This is a genomic window from Paenibacillus puldeungensis (assembly GCF_042678945.1).
GTDB lineage: Bacteria > Bacillota > Bacilli > Paenibacillales > Paenibacillaceae > Fontibacillus > Fontibacillus puldeungensis.
This window is the reverse complement of the sequence record NZ_JBHTLM010000002.1, coordinates 313029-331396: the sequence shown is the minus strand read 5'-3', so window position 1 is coordinate 331396 and position 18368 is coordinate 313029. Positions and strand designations below refer to the sequence as shown.

General features: G+C 46.0%; 14 protein-coding genes. 5 read left to right on the top strand and 9 right to left on the bottom strand.

Features of this window, described 5'->3' with window-relative positions; all coding sequences use genetic code 11:
* The first annotated feature begins 169 nt into the window (after positions 1-169).
* Together ACFQ3W_RS04155 and ACFQ3W_RS04150 are read left to right on the top strand one after the other, a co-directional pair.
* Entirely contained in the window at positions 170-1123 is a 954-nt protein-coding gene (locus tag ACFQ3W_RS04155; RefSeq protein ID WP_379316907.1) for a hypothetical protein, read from the top strand.
* A complete protein-coding gene (locus ACFQ3W_RS04150) occupies positions 1113-2924 on the top strand; it encodes a hypothetical protein (RefSeq protein WP_379316905.1) in 1812 nt (603 codons plus the stop codon). Before ACFQ3W_RS04155 ends, ACFQ3W_RS04150 begins: the two co-directional genes overlap by 11 nt.
* Positions 2925-2953: 29 nt before the next feature.
* Here ACFQ3W_RS04150 and ACFQ3W_RS04145 read toward each other — a convergent pair whose 3' ends face one another.
* The 4 genes from ACFQ3W_RS04145 to ACFQ3W_RS04130 form a co-directional block, all read right to left on the bottom strand.
* The gene (locus tag ACFQ3W_RS04145; RefSeq protein WP_379316903.1) at positions 2954-3139 is read right to left on the bottom strand and encodes a Spo0E family sporulation regulatory protein-aspartic acid phosphatase; all 186 of its coding nucleotides are present in this window, start codon (positions 3137-3139) and stop codon (positions 2954-2956) included.
* Between the two features lie 218 nt (positions 3140-3357).
* Positions 3358-4779, bottom strand: coding sequence for a helix-turn-helix domain-containing protein (locus tag ACFQ3W_RS04140; protein WP_379317211.1), 1422 nt, complete (start codon positions 4777-4779; stop codon positions 3358-3360).
* 452 nt (positions 4780-5231) lie between these two features.
* The gene (locus ACFQ3W_RS04135) at positions 5232-5546 is read right to left on the bottom strand and encodes a DUF3139 domain-containing protein (RefSeq protein WP_379316901.1); all 315 of its coding nucleotides are present in this window, start codon (positions 5544-5546) and stop codon (positions 5232-5234) included.
* A gap of 118 nt (positions 5547-5664) precedes the next feature.
* Entirely contained in the window at positions 5665-6360 is a 696-nt protein-coding gene (locus ACFQ3W_RS04130) for a hypothetical protein (RefSeq protein WP_379316899.1), read from the bottom strand.
* A 349-nt stretch (positions 6361-6709) separates the two neighbouring features.
* On the opposite strand from ACFQ3W_RS04130, the gene ACFQ3W_RS04125 reads away from it, so the two are divergent.
* Positions 6710-8281, top strand: a complete 1572-nt coding sequence (locus ACFQ3W_RS04125; RefSeq protein ID WP_379316897.1) for a PucR family transcriptional regulator — start codon at positions 6710-6712, stop codon at positions 8279-8281.
* A 685-nt stretch (positions 8282-8966) separates the two neighbouring features.
* Here ACFQ3W_RS04125 and ACFQ3W_RS04120 read toward each other — a convergent pair.
* From ACFQ3W_RS04120 to ACFQ3W_RS04105, 4 genes are all read right to left on the bottom strand, one after another.
* Positions 8967-10904 carry an FAD-dependent oxidoreductase gene (locus ACFQ3W_RS04120; protein WP_379316895.1) on the bottom strand — a complete coding sequence of 646 codons (1938 nt, stop codon included), beginning with the start codon at positions 10902-10904 and terminating at the stop codon, positions 8967-8969.
* Positions 10905-11155: 251 nt separating this feature from the next.
* The gene (locus tag ACFQ3W_RS04115; protein ID WP_379316893.1) at positions 11156-12052 is read right to left on the bottom strand and encodes an aldo/keto reductase; all 897 of its coding nucleotides are present in this window, start codon (positions 12050-12052) and stop codon (positions 11156-11158) included.
* An 11-nt stretch (positions 12053-12063) separates the two neighbouring features.
* The gene (locus tag ACFQ3W_RS04110; protein WP_379317209.1) at positions 12064-13443 is read right to left on the bottom strand and encodes an aldehyde dehydrogenase; all 1380 of its coding nucleotides are present in this window, start codon (positions 13441-13443) and stop codon (positions 12064-12066) included.
* A gap of 75 nt (positions 13444-13518) precedes the next feature.
* On the bottom strand, positions 13519-14601 hold the full coding sequence (locus tag ACFQ3W_RS04105) for an NAD(P)/FAD-dependent oxidoreductase (RefSeq protein ID WP_379316891.1): 1083 nt from the start codon (positions 14599-14601) through the stop codon (positions 13519-13521).
* A gap of 210 nt (positions 14602-14811) precedes the next feature.
* Between ACFQ3W_RS04105 and ACFQ3W_RS04100 the strand changes: the two genes are divergently transcribed.
* The gene (locus tag ACFQ3W_RS04100) at positions 14812-15771 is read left to right on the top strand and encodes a phosphodiester glycosidase family protein (protein WP_379316888.1); all 960 of its coding nucleotides are present in this window, start codon (positions 14812-14814) and stop codon (positions 15769-15771) included.
* A gap of 1 nt (position 15772) precedes the next feature.
* Positions 15773-16789, top strand: a complete 1017-nt coding sequence (locus tag ACFQ3W_RS04095; protein WP_379316887.1) for a glycosyltransferase — start codon at positions 15773-15775, stop codon at positions 16787-16789.
* 474 nt (positions 16790-17263) lie between these two features.
* On the opposite strand, the gene ACFQ3W_RS04090 is transcribed toward ACFQ3W_RS04095, so the two are convergent.
* Entirely contained in the window at positions 17264-18079 is an 816-nt protein-coding gene (locus ACFQ3W_RS04090; RefSeq protein ID WP_379316885.1) for an alpha/beta fold hydrolase, read from the bottom strand.
* Between the last annotated feature and the right edge of the window lie 289 nt (positions 18080-18368).

Genomic DNA, 18368 nt, shown 5'->3' with positions numbered 1-18368 from the left:
TTAAATACGAAAGGAAACGGTGTATGGTTACATACGGATGCCTCACCCTGTTATTTCTGTTTGTCATCATCAAATCTTTTATCTACTACTCTCGCCGAAACCAAATCGTTGCTCCTCCAGAGCTCGACAAGAGATTGCTGCAATTAATTAACAGTGAAGAGAGATAGCTATGAACAAGAAAAAGACGATCCTATTGCACCCTCCATTAAAAACGAAACATGCCTACGAAAAGTTAAAATGCTGCAAATATTGCCAGAGCTATACCGCACTGGATGAGGAAAAGTGCAGCGTCTGCGGCAAGCCTGGTCTTCAATCGATTTCGGAAAAGGCGCATCAAATAGCGGTGCGTACCCAGCATGCTGATCTGCTGCTAGGGTTATTTATTACGCTGCTGGCCGTTCTTTTCAGCCAAACCCTTCAGCTTATAGCTATTTCGGCCGCAGCGGGGGTTTTATTGCTCGGGCTGCTCTATTTTGTACACCGTAAAACCTCGGATAGCCGGACTTCGCTCAAGCTGAGCGAACTGTTTCAACGGGATCGCGACAAAATTGTCGCAGGCCTGGTTCGTAATCTCGAGGCCGCCGCTGCCCAAGAAGACGAGGGCCGTTCCTATGAAATGATGCGGGAAGTAGCCGCTCTGATTCGTAACGATCACATCCGAAAGCTGCAGCTTATCCTTTTGCAGTCGTTTGTACTGCGGAAAGATATGGATTTGGAATTGGAACCGCTCCTACTGGTGGATTTCGATCCCGACCTTGCCGCCTATATTGGCGAGCTTGCCAAAATCAAGCGTGAACTCATTAAAGACAGAACTTTTCAATATGTAATTAAGTACGAGCGGCAAATTTTGGATATGGAACGAGGAGAAGATATCCTCGTAGGTGTGGCCGGAGCTGCCACCAGGTTAAAACGCTATGTACTAAACTATTCGGCTTTCATTGCTCGTTATGCACGCAAGCTTCCCAAGGATCGGTTTCTCAGAATATTCCGAATGGTCTCTGAGTCGCCTGATCTGGATTGGGGAGAGCTGATGGCCGAGACCGCCCGAATCCATAAGGAGAAATACGAATGGGATGCCGACTTTCAACAAATAAAGCCGAGGTCTAGTGTATATGACGGTTAAAAGATGGTTTACCCTGCAAAATCTGCTCATTTTATTATGTTTAATGACGGTTCCTCTGCTCGTTTACAAGGGAATTGGGATCGCGCAGAAGCTCGAAGCCGTTAAGACCGCAGAACGTTTATTCCAGCAAAAGCAGCTTGTAGAAGCCGAGGAGTGGTACCGGAAAGCCCAAAACAACCGGACGATTCTGTACAAGGAGAACCTCATTTCCTCTCGGCTTGACGAGCTCGCCCCCATTACCGCCATGAAGAACGATTTGCGGGATGTTGCCGAGCAGGCTTCCAAAGCGGATCACGAGCATGATTTCGAGCTTCTTATGAAGGCATACACCAAGCTTGAGCAGGTACGAAGCCGTTACATGACGCCCGAAGGGCCTTACAGCAAGTATTATCGTCAGGTGTCAGAGAATTATGGCATTTCACCAAGCTTCACCAGCTATTTTAAAAATTTCAAAACGATGTTTCTACAGCAACTGGAACAAAATCTAGCCACTTCGAACTATGAGGATGAATCTTTTAAAAAGAATCTACTGAGCATCCCTGCTCATTTTTTCGGTACAGAGCAGAAATGGATGGATGAGCTAAAAGCAGCCTTCCATCGATATGACGATACTAAACTGACTCGCATCGCTGCCAAAGGGCTTGTCGAATCCATGCTGGACAACGCCACCTCCATGCTTGCTGAGTATCAATCGGATAACCTGGAAGCTCCATGGATTGTTGCCAAAGTAGATAGCTTGGTAGAATCACTCTTGAAACGGGACTGGGACACCGGCGACTATACCGCTTTCGCCACCCATTCCAAGCAGTTCACGACTTTCGCCAGCTCCGCCCATCCAAAATCCGACGTATTGACCCTGGTTAAAAGACGGATGGATGAGTTGATGCGCAAAGCCGGGAAAAATGCAGCAAACGGCCACTATCAGGAAGCGATCGAACTGTACACAGCCATCGGCCATTATCAGGACACGCAGGCGGAAATAAGCGCGACCGAGTTGGCCTGGACGATGGCCGAACCCGTTCGGATGCTTCCTACCCCGCAGGGTGGCAGCAGCTATGCGCATGTGGTGAGCGGACGTCACAAGTTCGGATCGAAGGTATATGTAGTGGCTATGGACCAGAACAATCAGTTATATTTTGGCCGGATGAATGAAGACGATAGTGTTCAGGTTTTAACCAGCCAGGACTTGTCGCCACAGGTGCAGATTCGTTCGGTTGCCATCGAGCCAAAGCTGAGCACGGCAGATCACCCTGCCATTGTCATTGAAGCGGCTTCTGAGACGAGAAATGCCCTTTATACCGCCTTTGAAGTACAAGAGAACAGCATCTCGCCGCTATACTCCATAGAAGCAGACAGCCTGACAATTCAGCCGGATGGAACGCTTCAGGCGGTCAATCCGGTAGGCGAAGGCGCCGGGCAAACGGCGATATTTGTTCGTTCAGGAGATCAATATCAGTTCGCAGGCATTCAAGAGGATATTCAGGATATTTCCGCTGATCAAGTCAGCCAGCATCCCGAATCTCTCGTTCGGTTTACCTGTACTGTCATCCAGTCCGGATCGGGTGAAGCGCTAGTTATGGGCAATAATAGCTTAGTGCTTCTAAGAGGGGATTTCACTCTTCCCGCTGATGCGGCAAATATAACCGTCACAGGACGCTTCAAACAATACGCTGAAATAAATGTTGATGAGCAATTGATGGGAAAAATCGGAGAAGTACTGAAAGGACAGCAAGGTGGGACAACAAGCGAATCAAATCAAATATCGATCCCCATTGTCGAGGTTGAAAAAATCCAGCAATAGATAATTGACCGCCGGACAAAGAAGCCAATCTACGCGATTGGCTTCCTTCTTTGTGCGCCTGTATACATAACCTTATTATACTTATTGATTAGCCCATCGAGAATGACCGACTGATGCATCACCCGCTTATGTCGCAGCCCGTACTTTTGCGCCAACCGATTGAGTTCTTGTCTTTCCAATTCTATACGAAGTCTGATTTGCTCAGAATTATTCATAGTAATCACCCTATGAATATATTAGAAGATGTTGCCAAATATTGCATAATGAAACATACTGCAATGAGATAGAAGATTTCCATTTTTTGAAATTTAGACAAATGAAAAGGATCAGCTAAAATAGCTGACCCCGAGGTTGTATTTGTTTTTACACCTAATTTTATCCCCAACCATGCATAAAAGTTGTAAAGATATTGCCGCTGGCCAAAAACGTGAAACTAAGCATAAGCATAGCCGAAACCGCCCAGGACATTTTCTTTTTCATTTTCCCACACCTCTCTACAAAGTTTAGTATATTTCTGATTTTGCTCTTCTGTAGCAAATTGCCGATAAAGCTCATAGATGGCCATACTAGTATTAGCATGTAAATCTCTGCTGCTCAATTTAAAGGACATTTCCATGCTTTGGAGAATATGGGTTAGCCCCTCTTCATATGAACCCTTCCTGAAATGGTAGATGGCATAATTTTGGAAAAACACAGCATATCGGAAAACGTAAGGAGGTTGATTAGAGTAATCAAGATCTATTTCGTTTACCGCCAGCCAATGGTCCCTCCCAAAATTCTTATAGCACTCAATTTGTTCGGTAAATTTGACAATAACCTCATCAATGTAAAAATTGTGCCTATTGGCCGATTCCATCAAAGTGATTAGACCCTCGACAACCTCTTGCGAATGAGCTTCCAGGAAAGCAACATATTCAGGTATTCGATTAAGGTTACCTGCCTTAATATCCAGACATAAGTAATTGGCTTTCGCGAACATTTTTAACTGTTCGACTTCCGCCTTCGCCTCGTCATCCAATCCCTCGAACCAACTTAAATCTGCATAGCAGGCAATCCATTTCCTGGCTTCTTCATACATACCACGGTATTCGTAGGTGCCGGATTTAAACAAAAAGGCCCTCCCATAATAAAATACTAGGGGATACTTAGGATGAAAATCCGGTTGCTTCCAAGTCTTCTTCTCATATAACGTCCAAGCCAGTTGACCTAGTTCATCCGCATAATTTTCAACTTCAGCCCAATTGAATCTGACCGCATAAACCCGAATAAGCATTGACAAACCGTCAAGAACAAGTGCCTCCGGTAATCGGTAACGATAAGGCAAAAATTGTAAAGCTGCCTTAAACCCCCGTCGCCCATCATTTTGATAAACCTGGAAGATTCGATAATAACTCATCGCCAGACGTTCCGAATGACTCGATCTCTCGCTTTCAATGACGCTTTCATACAGGATTACAGCCGCTTCTTTCAGGTCCTGCTCGTACAACAATTCAGCTGTCTCGAATATGGCTGGAACTTGCTTTAAATCTTCAAGGAGACGATTTAAAATTTCTTTGATGCAATCATGACGCTGCAGCTCGGCAGAGCGCAACAAGAACGGCCGAAGCCTCCGCCAGTGCGGGGCTTTAGAAACAAAACAGTCCTCTACGTACAGGTCATAGAAGTGACCTTCTGAGAAACCCATCGCAACCGTAATTCGATCGAGCTGACCGATGGAAATCGGTCGGTTCCCGTTAATAATGCCGCTTAACGTACCGACATTCACTCCTGATAATTCTGCAAAGTGATGAAGGGTTGTCCCATTCTTCTTGACGTAGTCTTCCAGTTCTGCGCGAATCGTGGTTGTGGATATCATCAAATAACGATCACCCCCCAAGCAAATCCGCTTACTACTGCAAGGAAACCTTTGTTTCGCCTGCAGCGTGGTGAAAAAGCAACATCCAACCGCAGAAGTAACATCCAATATATTGAAATTAATCAATATATATGTAATAGTAGCCCGATTATTGTCAATCTGTCAATCCAAAAATAGGCAAAATAGTACATTTACCCCTTATAAATGATGATCCCTTTTTAAGCTTCTTAAAGATTAAGCATACTGTTACACCAATATTTGGCTTAGTTCCGATTATTTTATTATATTAATATGTTTATACTTAGATAATCGAATATAATTAATGGAGGGGAGAGAAAAAATCTCTAAAATTAACTCTATTTCAACAGGGTGAACTAGCACATCTGAATGTAGCAATTGGTTATTTGGTAGTTATAAGGTGCTTTCTTTTTGATGGACAGTATTTCTCACATTTACTTATGATTCCCCTTATTTATGCGTTGAGGTGTTGAGGGGTCAACTTGGGTCCAATCAGAAATTCCTCTATCAGTAAAGATATAAACTGTATTAGGATCATCAGCAAATGTTACATATACTGGAAACTGTGGCATTTTGCTCAGTTTTGCTTTTATACTTAAGATGTCAGATTCTGAATAACCCTGCTTAGAAATAAGAAAATCTTTTAAGCTTTTTTCAAGCGAATTGTATTTGATTTGTAAACCAGTGTAAGCCCCCCCAAAAACTAGAAGCAAAGTAACTAGTCCAATAATTAGAACTCGTCTCTTCAACTTGCTCCCCCCTCTTATGTTCACCTTTTTATAATAAGCAACTATTTATACCTTAAATATTTGTGACACCTAATAGAATTCCATCAGGCGAATTCTATTAGGTGTAAATAATATAGAATTATGGCGTTACAAAGGTTGTATAGCGAACTACATAAGGAGAATAAGCTATATTTGACGGTGTAACAAACCCGCGAAGATCTGGTGTATTGTTAACACCCATTAAATCAATGCCTTCACCATAATAAAATGCTTGCCAAACAAATTTTGAACAATAATTTGGACTTATGGTTCCCATCTTTGCAAATGGCTCTATGGAATAATCAGTTACAGAAGAATAATTATAATTTGCCCATCTAGCTGCCCCTACCCCCATACCATCTCTAGGTCTATAAACCACAATGGTTTCACCAGACCCATGTCTATTCATGTAAGTAGTAAAATTATCAATAACTCCTCCGTTAACAGCGGGGGTTACATGGACTACTTTATAATTTGAATCAACAATTCCTACATGACCAACGATTTGTGTACTACCACCCAAGGTCTTTGTGGAGTACAAAATATCACCTATCCTCATTTGGACGTTTGTTCCAGGATATGTTGGGCCGATTTCAGCATTTGGCTGAATCAAACTGTCAGTAGAAATAAATCCCTCACTAGTATTGTTACTCAAGTCAACCATGCTGCTAGTTATTAAACCTATTTGGCTATCGATACTACTTGCACTAGCCGATGACTGACCTAGTGGCGAAATAACAAAAAATGCGAACAAAACACTTAAGACTAAAAAACTTTTAGCAAAAATTCTCTTCAATATTATTCCTCATCTGGATTTTATATACTAAAATTACACAAAAAATTAATATATTAACAGTTAAATAATGGTAATTAAAGATAATATTTATATATATACAAATCGCCTGCGATAAATATAGAAAAAGGGGAAAATGAAATATTAAATATGGTGATTAATTGTTAATTGTATTTGTGTATCTACTGACAGTTCCATAAACGTGCGTCAATTTTAATAATAAACAAAACAGCACATGTTTCCTCATAAAAAGAAGGTTCGTAAAATACGACATTCGGGTTAAATTCACACTGTTTAAGAGGGTTACTATGCTACAATACTAGGTATATCGATTCCGTAAGGGGTTATTTATATGCATATCGACCTTGCTGCTATTGCCGTAAAACTTGAGCAATATGATCCACAGGTACATAAGGGTTCTTCCTGGCAAACTCCACTGTATCACTGCAGCTTATGGGGTGAAGGAGACTGCCAAAACTGGGATCGGCATACACTCTATTTAACCGGTTCGCCGCAGGCTTACACCGCGATGCTTGAAGGCGGCTGTCCAAATATCCTGTATACCAGCAATATCGCCGTGAGCACTCCTGCCCCAGATCAAGCCACTAGTATCATACTTATCACGAAAAATGAGATTCAGGCCATTTATGATCAGATTTCCGCTATGCTGCAAATGCGCCAAAAGCTTACTTTTGATTGTGAAAAATTGTACAATTTGCTGTTTGAGGACCGCGGTCTTCAGGAGATCGTCAATGCGGCTTATGATATGCTGCGCAATCCGTTTGCGCTGTGCGACCTGTCCTTTGTGCGGATTGCCACACCGCAGCAGCTCCATCCCGATCCGGTTGTATCCGAATATCTTAACTCTTATACCGCAGGCTATGATTTTGGACGCTTCTATAATGTCTACCGGGACAAGAAATTTTTCGAGAAGGTGGCTCGCAACAACGGGCCTATGATCGTGAAAGAGCCGGATGTGGATGAATTTACGTACCTGATCAGCCACATCAATATTCAACGAATTCCCGTCGCTTTTGTCTCTGTGCTGGAGTACAACCATCCCTTCGAGGATTACGATATAGAGTTGCTGGACGTTCTCAGCAAAGTCATTTCACTCGAAATGCAAAAAAGCAGCTATTCGCAAAACATCCGGTCCCAAAATGAGTATTGGATCTACCATATGCTCGAAGATCATCCTATACCAGATCAATACGAGGAAGGAAAACACTTTATTCACGAGGCCGGGTGCCCTAATCATTTTTATATCTTTGTGATTTCTATTGAGGAATATGCGAAAGACAACACACTGCTGAAATTTGTGAAGAAGACGTTGGAGAAAAAACTTGGGTTTACCAACTCGCTGATTTACCAGGGCAGCATCGTCGTCGTAGCTTCCCGTTACCAAAACACCCCAATTACTAAGGAGGAGCTGCAGCAGCTTGCCCACCTTCTTGGCGACAATTCGCTGCTGTGCGGGGTAAGTCGGCGGTTCGAGCAGCTTAGAGAGATCAAGAGCCATTATCTTCAGGCCCTAAAAACTATTGAATTGGGGAGAAAGCTAAAACCTACCGGAGAGCAGATCATGTTCTACGAGGATTACGCCCTGTATGACCTGCTGGACCACTGCGCCTGTCCCGAGCAGCTACAGACCTTTTGCCATCCCGCTCTTATGAACCTGGTAAAATACGACGAAACCTATCGCACTTTCTTTACAGCTACGCTGCATCAGTATCTGATCTACAACTGCAATCAATCACGAACAGCAAGTGCCTTACATATTCAGCGCAGTACCCTTTTATATAGGCTGAAGAAAATCGAAGAGATCATGAATATCGAGTTGGAGCAGCCTTCTTTTATTTTGCATTTGAACATGTCCTTCAAAATTTTGGAGTTTACCGGGGCCATTCAGAAAATGTATCTATAAGAAAAACATCTATCGACGTACTCTCCAAGGAGACAGACCGCGTATAGCGGAAGTTTTTCTTGCGATATAAAGAAAGCTTCAGCTCCGCCGAAAACTTATACTTTCTTTAATCTATAAGAAAAGCCCAGCCTGCGGCTAGGTCTTTGTCTTAACTCATACGTTTGAGCATGGGGAGGAAATTGGGTATGTGGTTTCAACCGATCCGGTACTTATTACTCATGTCCACGAATCCCCATGTAATGGCTCCAAGTCACATCCATATAGGTTCTTGCCGCTCTCACCATCCACTACTAAATGTATTTAGTACATCTATTTCTGGGCAAAATGTGGTTTCTTGGATTTTAGCTGCAAAATATGCATCTAAATTAGATTAATCTGTACTATAAGGGTTATTTTGTTTATTTTAGATGTACTTTTTACATTTAAATACCCAATACTTCCAAATAAGGCGATGTTTAACTGTACTTAATACATTTAGTAAGTTTACGGAATCAGTAAGTCACATTTTTTTCTTCATTTTCATAAGCGTATGCTTTTATTTTCACACTACAAATTCTGTTAGTAGAGCTACTCCCGGGAATTTTAAAGATGTATATTCAAAAAAGCCAGACCGCAAAAAACCTGATAAACAGGCCCTGCGGTCCGGCTTTTTCATCAATAAATATGAGCTATAACGCTTACGGCTTTACTTGCTTTTAGCGTAAGCAGCAGCATTTACCCCGGCGATCCGTCCGGAAGTATAGGCAAACCCTAAGGTGCCGCCTTCAAACATCACGTAGCTGTTTCCATAAACACCGCCTGCATCGCTTCCGGCTGCCCACAGCCCTGGAATTGCCTTCGCATTAGCGTCGACAGCTTGTACGTTTTCGTTGACCTTCACACCGCCTAAAGTCGTCAAGGTTCTTGTTTGAATTTTCATCGCATAATAAGGACCTTGATTGAGTTTACTTAAGTATTTAGAATTCTTGAAAAATTCCGTGTCCTTGCCTTGTTCCCCCATGGAGGCATAACGTTTGGCTGTCGATTCAAAGGTTTGCTTGTCCATGCCTGATTTTTGCCCGAGCTCCGCAAAGCTGTCGGCTTTTACAACCTCACCCATCTTCACACCTTCCTCCAGGAATGGAGTCAAATCGTACGGAGAATCAGAGAATTTGTTAAGCGCGACCGTATCCACCGGCTCATTAAACTCAACATAGGATTGCGGATTGTTTCTCCACTTACCATAAATATCAGCGATGGAGCTGAAGCCTTTTTGCTTAATTTTATCGACCGTCCCTTGATCGAAAACGACCCAGGCCATCGCATCAGGTTGTTCATACAAAACATTTCCGGCTGCCGCAAACTCGAAAATGGCTTCTTCATTTACGAAGCGTTCTCCGTTTTTATTCACCCAAAGCAGCGGCATGGCGCCGAGATTCCAAACATCCCCGGCCGTCTTCATATTATCGCTTTCCTTACCTCCGCTAAAAAAGAAGAATTGTCCAACATTGGCACCATATTCGGCGGCACCAGCTTTCCAGGCCATTTGCAGTCCATCGCCGGTTGCTGAAGCAATCGCGCCTAATGGCGCTTTTTTGCCGAAATACTTCGCCATCATCTCAGCGTTTCCAGCAAATCCTCCGGTCGCTAAAACGACGGATTTGGCGCTGATCGCAAGCTTCGTGCCGTCGGTTTTTACAGCGTTGACTCCAACGACTTCCCCTTGTTTATTCGTAATTAGCGATTTTCCGGCGGTATCGAACAAGATCTGACCGCCTTTTTTCTTGATGGACTCGTGCAGCGCAGTGATGGCCTTAAAGCCGCCCTCTGCATAGCCAACGAATTCCTTTGGATCATTTTGGTGAACAGGTTGTCCGCCAACGCCAGGATCAGCCAGCTTTAACTTGGCTCCATTCTCCATCAACCAATCGACGGTTGGGCCGGACTCATCGATAACGTGCCGGACTAGCCGCCCGTTTGCCCGATAATTGCTGGCCTCCATATACTGATTGTAGAGCCATTCGGTAGCGTCCGGTATGCCTGCGTCCTTCTGCAATTTGCTGTTTGTGGCGAACATGCCTCCCGCCAGTGTTCCCGCGCCCGCAGGTACAGAGGTTTTTTCCAGCAAAATAACCTTGCTTCCCGCATCCACCGCAGACAGTGCGGCAGCGGTCCCGGAAGCGCCAGCTCCGACGACTACGACATCCGCGCTCATGTTTACGGTTTTCGCTTGAGTCGTCGTTTTAATCATCAGCTTTTGCGGATCTCCGCCCGCCTGCTTCACACAGCTCTTCACGGCTTCAATAATCGCGTTGCTGGCCTCCGTAGCTCCGGAAACAACATCCACCGCCAGGCTTTGCGCCTCAACGATCTTTCCTGGCATGCGTTCAACAGCAGCATCCCCAACTCCCACTGTCTCGGAAGTTTCCAGCACCTTGATCGAAACAATTTTATCCGCACTAAACTTGGTTTCAACTTTCACTGTGCCACCATGCCCTTTGGCCGTCCCGGTGTACGTTCCGGCTTTGAAGCTGGCCTTGCTCGCTTCACTGTATGACCCCGAAGTAAAGCCAACCAAGCCAATCACCATCAGGATGCACATCACTAAAGCCATTGACCTTTGAACTGCTTTCGTCCCTTTCATCTTTCTCCCTCCAAGTTGTGTCAGCACTATAGTTTGTGAAATTACTCACTTGAGCATCTCAACTAAATCCTAGCACATTACATCTGCGGAACGACTCAGACAAAGTGTGCAAAAAACGGAAGCAAAATTTGTACTTATTGCAGGTTGAAGCGGTGTAGGTGTGCCGAACCATACGCATAAAAGACAACCCCAGCACCTAAACGGTGACTGGGGTTGGTTTTACAAATACCGTATAACTTTCTCCAAACAAATTATCCTTCCACCAGCTCTGCCGCAGCTGCGTTCGACTCGACTTGGGCGGGGTTTTTACAGCCGGGAATGACCGCGCTCACCGCCGGATGCTTCAAGCACCAAGCCAGCGCCCACTCCGCCATATTGACACCTTCCGGCACTTCAGTTTGCCGAATATGCTCCACTTCCTCCAGCTTGCGGCGCGTGCTCTCCGGATCATGGCGATGCCGCACATCCGTGGTGTCGAACACCGCACCCGGCTTATATTTGCCGCTCAAATAACCGCTGGCTAGCGGAACGCGGGCAAGCACGCCCAAGTCCTGCCGTTCACAGGAAGGGAACACCCGGTTTTCGGGCACGCGGTCAAGCCGGTTGTACACGACTTGAATGACCTCGGAGTTCACCTTGGAAGCGGCATCCGTTTGGTGCACATTGTCGTTGCTGCCGATCGATGTCCCGAGATGACGAACTTTGCCGGCCTGCACCTGTTTATCCAGCAATGTCCAGAGCGCATCGTTATCGAATACTGCATCCGGTCCCGAATGGAATTGATACAGGTCGATGTAGTCCGTCTTTAATGCTTTCAAAGAAGCATCCAGCTGCTTAAGCACCTCATCGGCACCAAACACATCCGTACGGGTGAACCGCTCATGAAAATGATGGCCGAATTTGGTCGCAATGATCCAATCCTCTCGCTTGCGGCGGTTGATGTAGTCGCCGATAAACGATTCCGACAAATGATCGCCGTAGCATTCCGCTGTGTCGATCAGATTGATGCCGAGTTCCTGACCCTTGTCGAGGATGGCGTCTACTTCATTCTGCGTAAATTGCTGGCCCCATTCCCCTCCGAACTGCCATGTTCCGAGCCCAATTACGGAAACGTTCATTTCTGTTTTGCCCAGTCTTCTATATTTCACGAGTTGTCCCCCTATTTCATAAATTTCTTAATCACATTAAGCTTAGAAGCCGAATATGGCGGATACAAAAAGTCGAGTTTAACGCGTGTAGACTTCTTTAATACGCTTTTCTGATGTGAAAAGGTGTCGAAGCTGTGCCGCCCATGATAAGCTCCCATCCCCGAGGAACCGACGCCCCCAAAAGGTAAATAGGGACTAACCAAATGAAGCACCGTATCGTTTACACAGCCGCCGCCAAACGAGACGGAATCCATTACCTTCTGCTCCGTTCCTTTATTTTTCGTGAACAAATACAAAGCCAGCGGTTTGGGACGTTCGTTAATTTGCTGAAGCGCCGCATCCAAATCGCGGTATTCCATTACGGGAAGGATCGGTCCAAAGATTTCTTCGCCCATCACTTTGTCATTCCAGCTTACGTGGTCCATAATTGTCGGAGCCAGATAAAGATCGCTTCGGTCGCTAGCTCCACCGGCTACGATTTTGGAAGGCTCAAGCAGCCCGAGCAGTCGATCCCACTGCCGCTCGTTCACAATCCGCCCATAATCAAGGCTTTGCTGCGGATCGGAACCGAAGAAAGCGGTGATTTGCTGCTTCATTTTTGCAATCAGCTCCTGTTTGACCGCCTCATGAACGAGAATGTAGTCTGGCGCCACGCAGGTTTGCCCAGTATTCAAAAATTTGCCCCAAACAATCCGCTTCGCCGCAAGGTCCAGATCGACCTCCCGGTCAACGATGCACGGACTTTTTCCACCGAGCTCCAGCACAACCGGAGCCAAGTTTCCCGCCGCAGCCTCCATGACAATTTTGCCAACCTGAGTGCTTCCGGTAAAAAAAATACAGTCAAACGGAGCATGAATCAACGATGAGGTAGCTTCTTTACCGCCTTCGACGACGCGAACATAGGATTCATCATACAGTTCTCCCAGCAGGTCGCTGATCACCTTGGAGACGTGAGGCGTATATTCCGAAGGCTTGACGACGGCGGTGTTTCCGGCGGAAATCGCGCCGATGAGCGGATCGAGTACGAGCATAAATGGGTAATTGAAGGGACCGATGATGAGGACAGACCCATAGGGTTCCGGATGCACATAACTGCTGGAACCAATATGAACGATCGGCGTCCGTACCCGTTTTGGCTTGGCCCAGCTCTTAAGATGCTTCATCACGTAACCAATCGTATCGTAAACATACCCGATTTCCGTGGCATAAGCTTCAAATTCCGATTTGCGCAAATCCTTATAGAGCGCTTCTATAATCAAATGTTCTTTTTGCTTGATGGCTGTTTTAAGCTGCTCAAGCTGGCGGAGCCGGAATTCGACGGATCGCGTAGCACCAGACCGAACAAATTGCTTCTGTATACCCGTGAGACGCAGAGCGGCCTGGACATCCATTTCAACCAAGCTAATCCCTCCCATACATAACCAAATTTGCTGCTATCTCTATTGTAGCGTCTCTTTCACTAAAGTCTATTGCTTCACAAATGGACGCAGTAGCCGGGCAGCGAGATTAAGCACATCAACCTTCGTAGTCAGCAGCCTTTCTCCCAAACGACCGCTCAGGGAGCGTACCATAATGTCCTTAGCGGAATCACCCATGGATTGAAATGCTTTCCTTAATGTCATGGATCTATAGTAGCTCTGACGTAAAGGTTCCGTTGCCTCAATATACGCCATGCCCCCGACAAGATCCTCAGCCGCATAAATCCCCGTTAAAATGGCGGGAAGTTGTCCAAAACCGAACAAAGGCATTACGGATCCAAAACAGTTCCCGGTGAAAAAGGAGTTGCCTATCCGGGGCATGCTGCATTGGCCGATGACGTACCGGTTGATTTCAAACTCGTCGGTTATTTTCAAATTCTGATCCAGGTCAGTGCATACCTGCTCATAAAATCTGCTCCATTTTTCCTTCAAATTGTCCAAGCTACCCTCCTCGTGATCCGGGAAACCGATCGTGATATTCGCTTCTTTTTCTGAAAATGGGATAAGATAACCGTACCCCTTTGGCGCAAAGCGGTCATCAAGCCAGCACATCACTTGGTAGCGCGAGAAATCTCCTTCAACAGTGGCACCCTTCAAAGTTACAGTTAGGTCAGTTTGATAGTTTTGCACAGCCTCTGCGTACCCGGCATCCCCTGTCGCTACGATCACATGAGTAAACTCCTTCACCAGTTGCTCGTAAGTATATTCCGATTGAAACTGAATTTTCGTTTTCACCTGTTTTGCAAGCTGGCTTTCGAATGAATTTTCATGACGGCCCCGGATATTGGAAAATCCGAAGGGCCCGGTTAACGTTGCCTTCTCGTTAACGGAATGAACGATAAACTCACTGATATTGGCGGTCGGATGCAAATAGATTTGATGGCGATCAGCCAAAAACGTAATATCGTCCCGTACCGGACGAGAAAAGATCGAAAGTAAAATTTCTCCGTTGATAAATCGGTCCCCTACCCGGCTTCTTCGCTCCAAAATCATCGGGCTAATACCGTACTTTTCCAATTGAATGGCACAAGCCAAACCTGATAAACCTGCGCCCATAATCGCTATTTCCATCGTAATTCCTCCGTTTCACAAACTGATGCTGTTTATTGTTGCCGACAACGAACAGGGATAGACCCCGTTTCCCCCACCGCCGGAAGTCTTTAACCGAACATTCAACTTGCATTCAGTTCCAATTCAGTTATGGACTTTATCATGGGGGGGTGTCGGGGCTTTTGTTCCTTAGAAGGACAGCCTTAAGTCAGCATTCGGAGTGTGAAAAGTATGGGTATTAGAAAAAAAAGATGGCTAACGCCTCGTAAAAAGTGGCTCATTATCGTTTTAGTCATTTTAGTCGTGATCGGTTCGGTCCTGTATGGACTGGCAAACCGTTACTTGATTCGGCATGTTGAAGCCGTTGTGCCAAGCACTACGAACACTGAGCTGAGCAGCTCTAGCAGCGGAACCGCAGGCACGGTTCAGGCCAAATCTGACGATTGGGATTATGAGAGCGGTAATATAAAAATTCATATTGATCAGGTGCAAAAAGGATCCGGTTCAGATCAAATCACTTACTATGTCGCTGATGTTCAGCTAAAGGATGCCGGAAGCCTGCTGTCCGCTTTTGCCGATAACAGCTTCGGACGAAATATTACGGAGAATACGTCGGAGATCGCTTCCGCAAACAACGCGTTGTTCGCTATCAATGGCGATTACTACGGCTTCCGCAGCGATGGCGTTATTATTCGCAACGGGACTCTCTATCGGAACGAACCAGCCCGAACCGGGCTCGCCTTGTTTAGTGACGGGTCGATGGAATCTTATGATGAAACGAAGGTTTCAGCAGACGCTTTGCTCAAGCGCGGAGTTACCCAAACCTTATCGTTCGGACCGACACTGATCCAAAATGGAAAAGTAAATACTGACTTGGATCATGTAGAAATCGACACCAATTTCGGCAACCGGTCGATTCAAGATGCCAATCCCCGCACAGGACTCGGTCTGATTTCAAAAAATCATTATGTATTTGTCGTTGTGGATGGACGTAAAGAAGGCTACAGCCGAGGCATGACCTTAAATGAGTTTGCTCAGTTATTTCAGGAGTTAGGCGCCACAGAAGCCTACAATCTCGACGGGGGCGGCTCTTCGACGATGTACTTCATGGGCCGAGTCGTCAACAACCCGCAGGGAAGAAACCGCGAGCGCGGCGTCAGCGACATTCTCTACATCAAAGAGGTGAACTGACATGTGCACCATTCTCATCCCCGCCTACGAGCCGGACGAAAGATTGCTGAAGTTGATTGAGCAATTGAAAAAAATGTCGAATTACCGGATTCTCATCGTTGATGACGGTAGTGGAGAAGCGTATCGCCCGATTTTTGATACAGCGGCCGCGGTTGGCTGCACCGTGCTTCGTCATCCGGTCAATCGGGGCAAAGGACGTGCCTTAAAAACGGGCTTCCAGCATTTGATCGAAATCGGGGAGACCCGCGGTGTCGTTTGCGCCGACAGCGACGGACAGCACTTGCCCGTGGATATTCAGCGGATCGCGTCCGCTCTGCAGAAGTCGGGAAGCAGCCTTGTCATCGGGAGTCGCCACTTCACCGGCAAGGTTCCCTTCCGCAGCAAGTTCGGGAATACCGCGACTCGCCTGGTGTATTCATTCACGACCGGGACGAAAATTCATGATACCCAGACCGGGCTGCGTGGCTACTCCTCCGGCTTATTAAAATGGCTGTGCCAGATCCCGGGGGAACGGTTCGAATACGAGATGAACCTGCTGCTCGAAGCTGCACGGCAGGGGTGCCGGATCGAGGAGATTTTTATCGACACGGTATACCTTGACGACAATAAGTCGTCCCATTTCCGGCCGCTCGCCGATTCTGTCCGGGTTTATCTTCCGCTTATCTTGTTCAGCGCTTCGTCAATTCTTTCGGCGTTGCTGGATTTTGTACTGTTGCTGCTGCTCCGGGGTATAGGCGGCAGCCTCGCGGTGTCGGTCATTGGGGCAAGAGCGTGCAGCTCCATTTTCAACTACACAATGAACCGAAAATATGTATTTGGGAGCAGGCAGAACAAGGCGAAGGTGTACAGCTCGCTGCCGAAATATTTTGCCCTGGTCATCGCGGTGCTTGTACTGAACTTGGGGCTGATGTACCTGTATAATGAGTGGATCGGAATTCCGCTGATCGCTGCCAAGCTGCTGACCGAGGCTTCGCTTTTCCTGTTCAGCTATTGGGCCCAGCGCAAGTATGTATATTGAGATTGGAATCGAGGAAATTTACGTCCATCCTCCCCTTGGAACCGTAAATTCCCTCAACCCCAAAGGCGGCTCTCGCCTAAAAAATCCCATGTACCTCGAGTCCAGTGCAACCTCCCGCTAATTGAACGGATCGCCAATTGAAGAGAAATTTAGTGGGAAATTCTCCTGCTAAATGACCACGGATGACCAATTAGAAGAAATTAGAGGGAAATTCTCCCGCTAATATGATGCATTTCCCCCAAAACAGCCGATATTAGTAAAATTAGCGGGAGGTTTTCCTGTTAATTAAGTCCAATCTCCCTTTTTCACCAAAAATAACGAGAGGTTTTCCTGCTAAATTTATGAAGTGGTATTTCAACACCCCGAATACCTGCAGCTAAAATGGGCCAAACCGGCGAGAAGGAGCGATTCCCCTCCGTTTAACTGTATAAAATGCAATTACCACGTGCGAGAAGACTGGGAAAGAGACTCCCTTTAACCCTGCTCAATAAACTTCATCAATTCTTCGTTGAATTTATCCCGTTCCTCGTAAAACAGCGCATGCCCGCTGAATTTAAACCATACGAGCTTGGAGTTTTTGATTCCCTCATGCTGCGCTATGGCCAGCTCCGGAAAACAAACTTTGTCGTGAATGCCGTGCAAAATAAGGGTAGGAACCTTGATCTTCCCAAGGTCGGAAAATAGGCTCTCATCCCGGAACGACATCGCAACCTTCGCTGTGGAGTTCCCCGTAGCGGCAAATTCTAGATACATAATCCAGTCGCTGAACGGCTTTGTTATATGCCGGAAGAAGAACTGGTTCTCCAGGTTCCGCAGCATGTTCGGCCGGTCGCTATACGTTTCTTCAATCAACTGATTCACAGCCTCTTTGGTCTGCCCGTAGGGATAGCCTGGGCGACGGGTAAGACTTGGTGCAGCCGCGGCAAACAGCGCCAGCTTCGATACGCCATGCCCGTGGTGGCGTGCCATATAGCGCACAGCCGTGGCACCTCCGTAGGAATGTCCTGCTAACGTAAAATGGTGCAGCTTCAGCGCCTCCACTACGCCTCTTACGTCATCAGCCATCCGGTCCAGGTTATAAGGCCCCCAAGGTTTGTCGGATTTGCCAAATCCACGCGTATCTATACCGATACAGCGATATCCTTTTGCCGGAAGTACGTTGAACTGATACTCAAACGCCTCATGACTAAGCGGCCAGCCGTGCAAAAATAGGATCGTCTTGGCTCCTTGCGGATTAACATCTTCTACATAAACCTTTACATTCGGCTCTACGCGGACATAATACCCCATTTTTAGTTCCTCCTCATCCATTGCGAAAATCTCGTCAGAACAAAATACTCATGTGAGGCGAAATGGGTGAATACCTAGGAAGAATAAAAATGCAAGGTTCGGCCGATGATATGTCATGTTATATGACATAAAAGTAAAGGGTATTAGTTTGATTTTGCTGTCCGCACCCATAACAACGATGTTTGTAATGTTCTTTTGTGATTTTTGTGAACAATTTTTGTCATTATTATTGACATTGCATTCGCACTGCTCATATAATCAAACTAGTTCACAATGTTGTGACGTCATA

Bases quoted from the DNA above. Each gene is read 5' to 3' on its own strand.
- ACFQ3W_RS04105 (WP_379316891.1), bottom strand. From the start codon at position 14,601: ATGGAAATAGCGATTATGGGCGCAGGTTTATCAGGTTTGGCTTGTGCC.
- ACFQ3W_RS04145 (WP_379316903.1), bottom strand. From the start codon at position 3,139: ATGAATAATTCTGAGCAAATCAGACTTCGTATAGAATTGGAAAGACAA.
- ACFQ3W_RS04150 (WP_379316905.1), top strand. From the start codon at position 1,113: ATGACGGTTAAAAGATGGTTTACCCTGCAAAATCTGCTCATTTTATTA.
- ACFQ3W_RS04095 (WP_379316887.1), top strand. From the start codon at position 15,773: ATGTGCACCATTCTCATCCCCGCCTACGAGCCGGACGAAAGATTGCTG.
- ACFQ3W_RS04140 (WP_379317211.1), bottom strand. From the start codon at position 4,779: ATGATATCCACAACCACGATTCGCGCAGAACTGGAAGACTACGTCAAG.
- ACFQ3W_RS04100 (WP_379316888.1), top strand. From the start codon at position 14,812: ATGGGTATTAGAAAAAAAAGATGGCTAACGCCTCGTAAAAAGTGGCTC.
- ACFQ3W_RS04155 (WP_379316907.1), top strand. From the start codon at position 170: ATGAACAAGAAAAAGACGATCCTATTGCACCCTCCATTAAAAACGAAA.
- ACFQ3W_RS04125 (WP_379316897.1), top strand. From the start codon at position 6,710: ATGCATATCGACCTTGCTGCTATTGCCGTAAAACTTGAGCAATATGAT.
- ACFQ3W_RS04110 (WP_379317209.1), bottom strand. From the start codon at position 13,443: ATGGATGTCCAGGCCGCTCTGCGTCTCACGGGTATACAGAAGCAATTT.
- ACFQ3W_RS04090 (WP_379316885.1), bottom strand. From the start codon at position 18,079: ATGGGGTATTATGTCCGCGTAGAGCCGAATGTAAAGGTTTATGTAGAA.
- ACFQ3W_RS04120 (WP_379316895.1), bottom strand. From the start codon at position 10,904: ATGAAAGGGACGAAAGCAGTTCAAAGGTCAATGGCTTTAGTGATGTGC.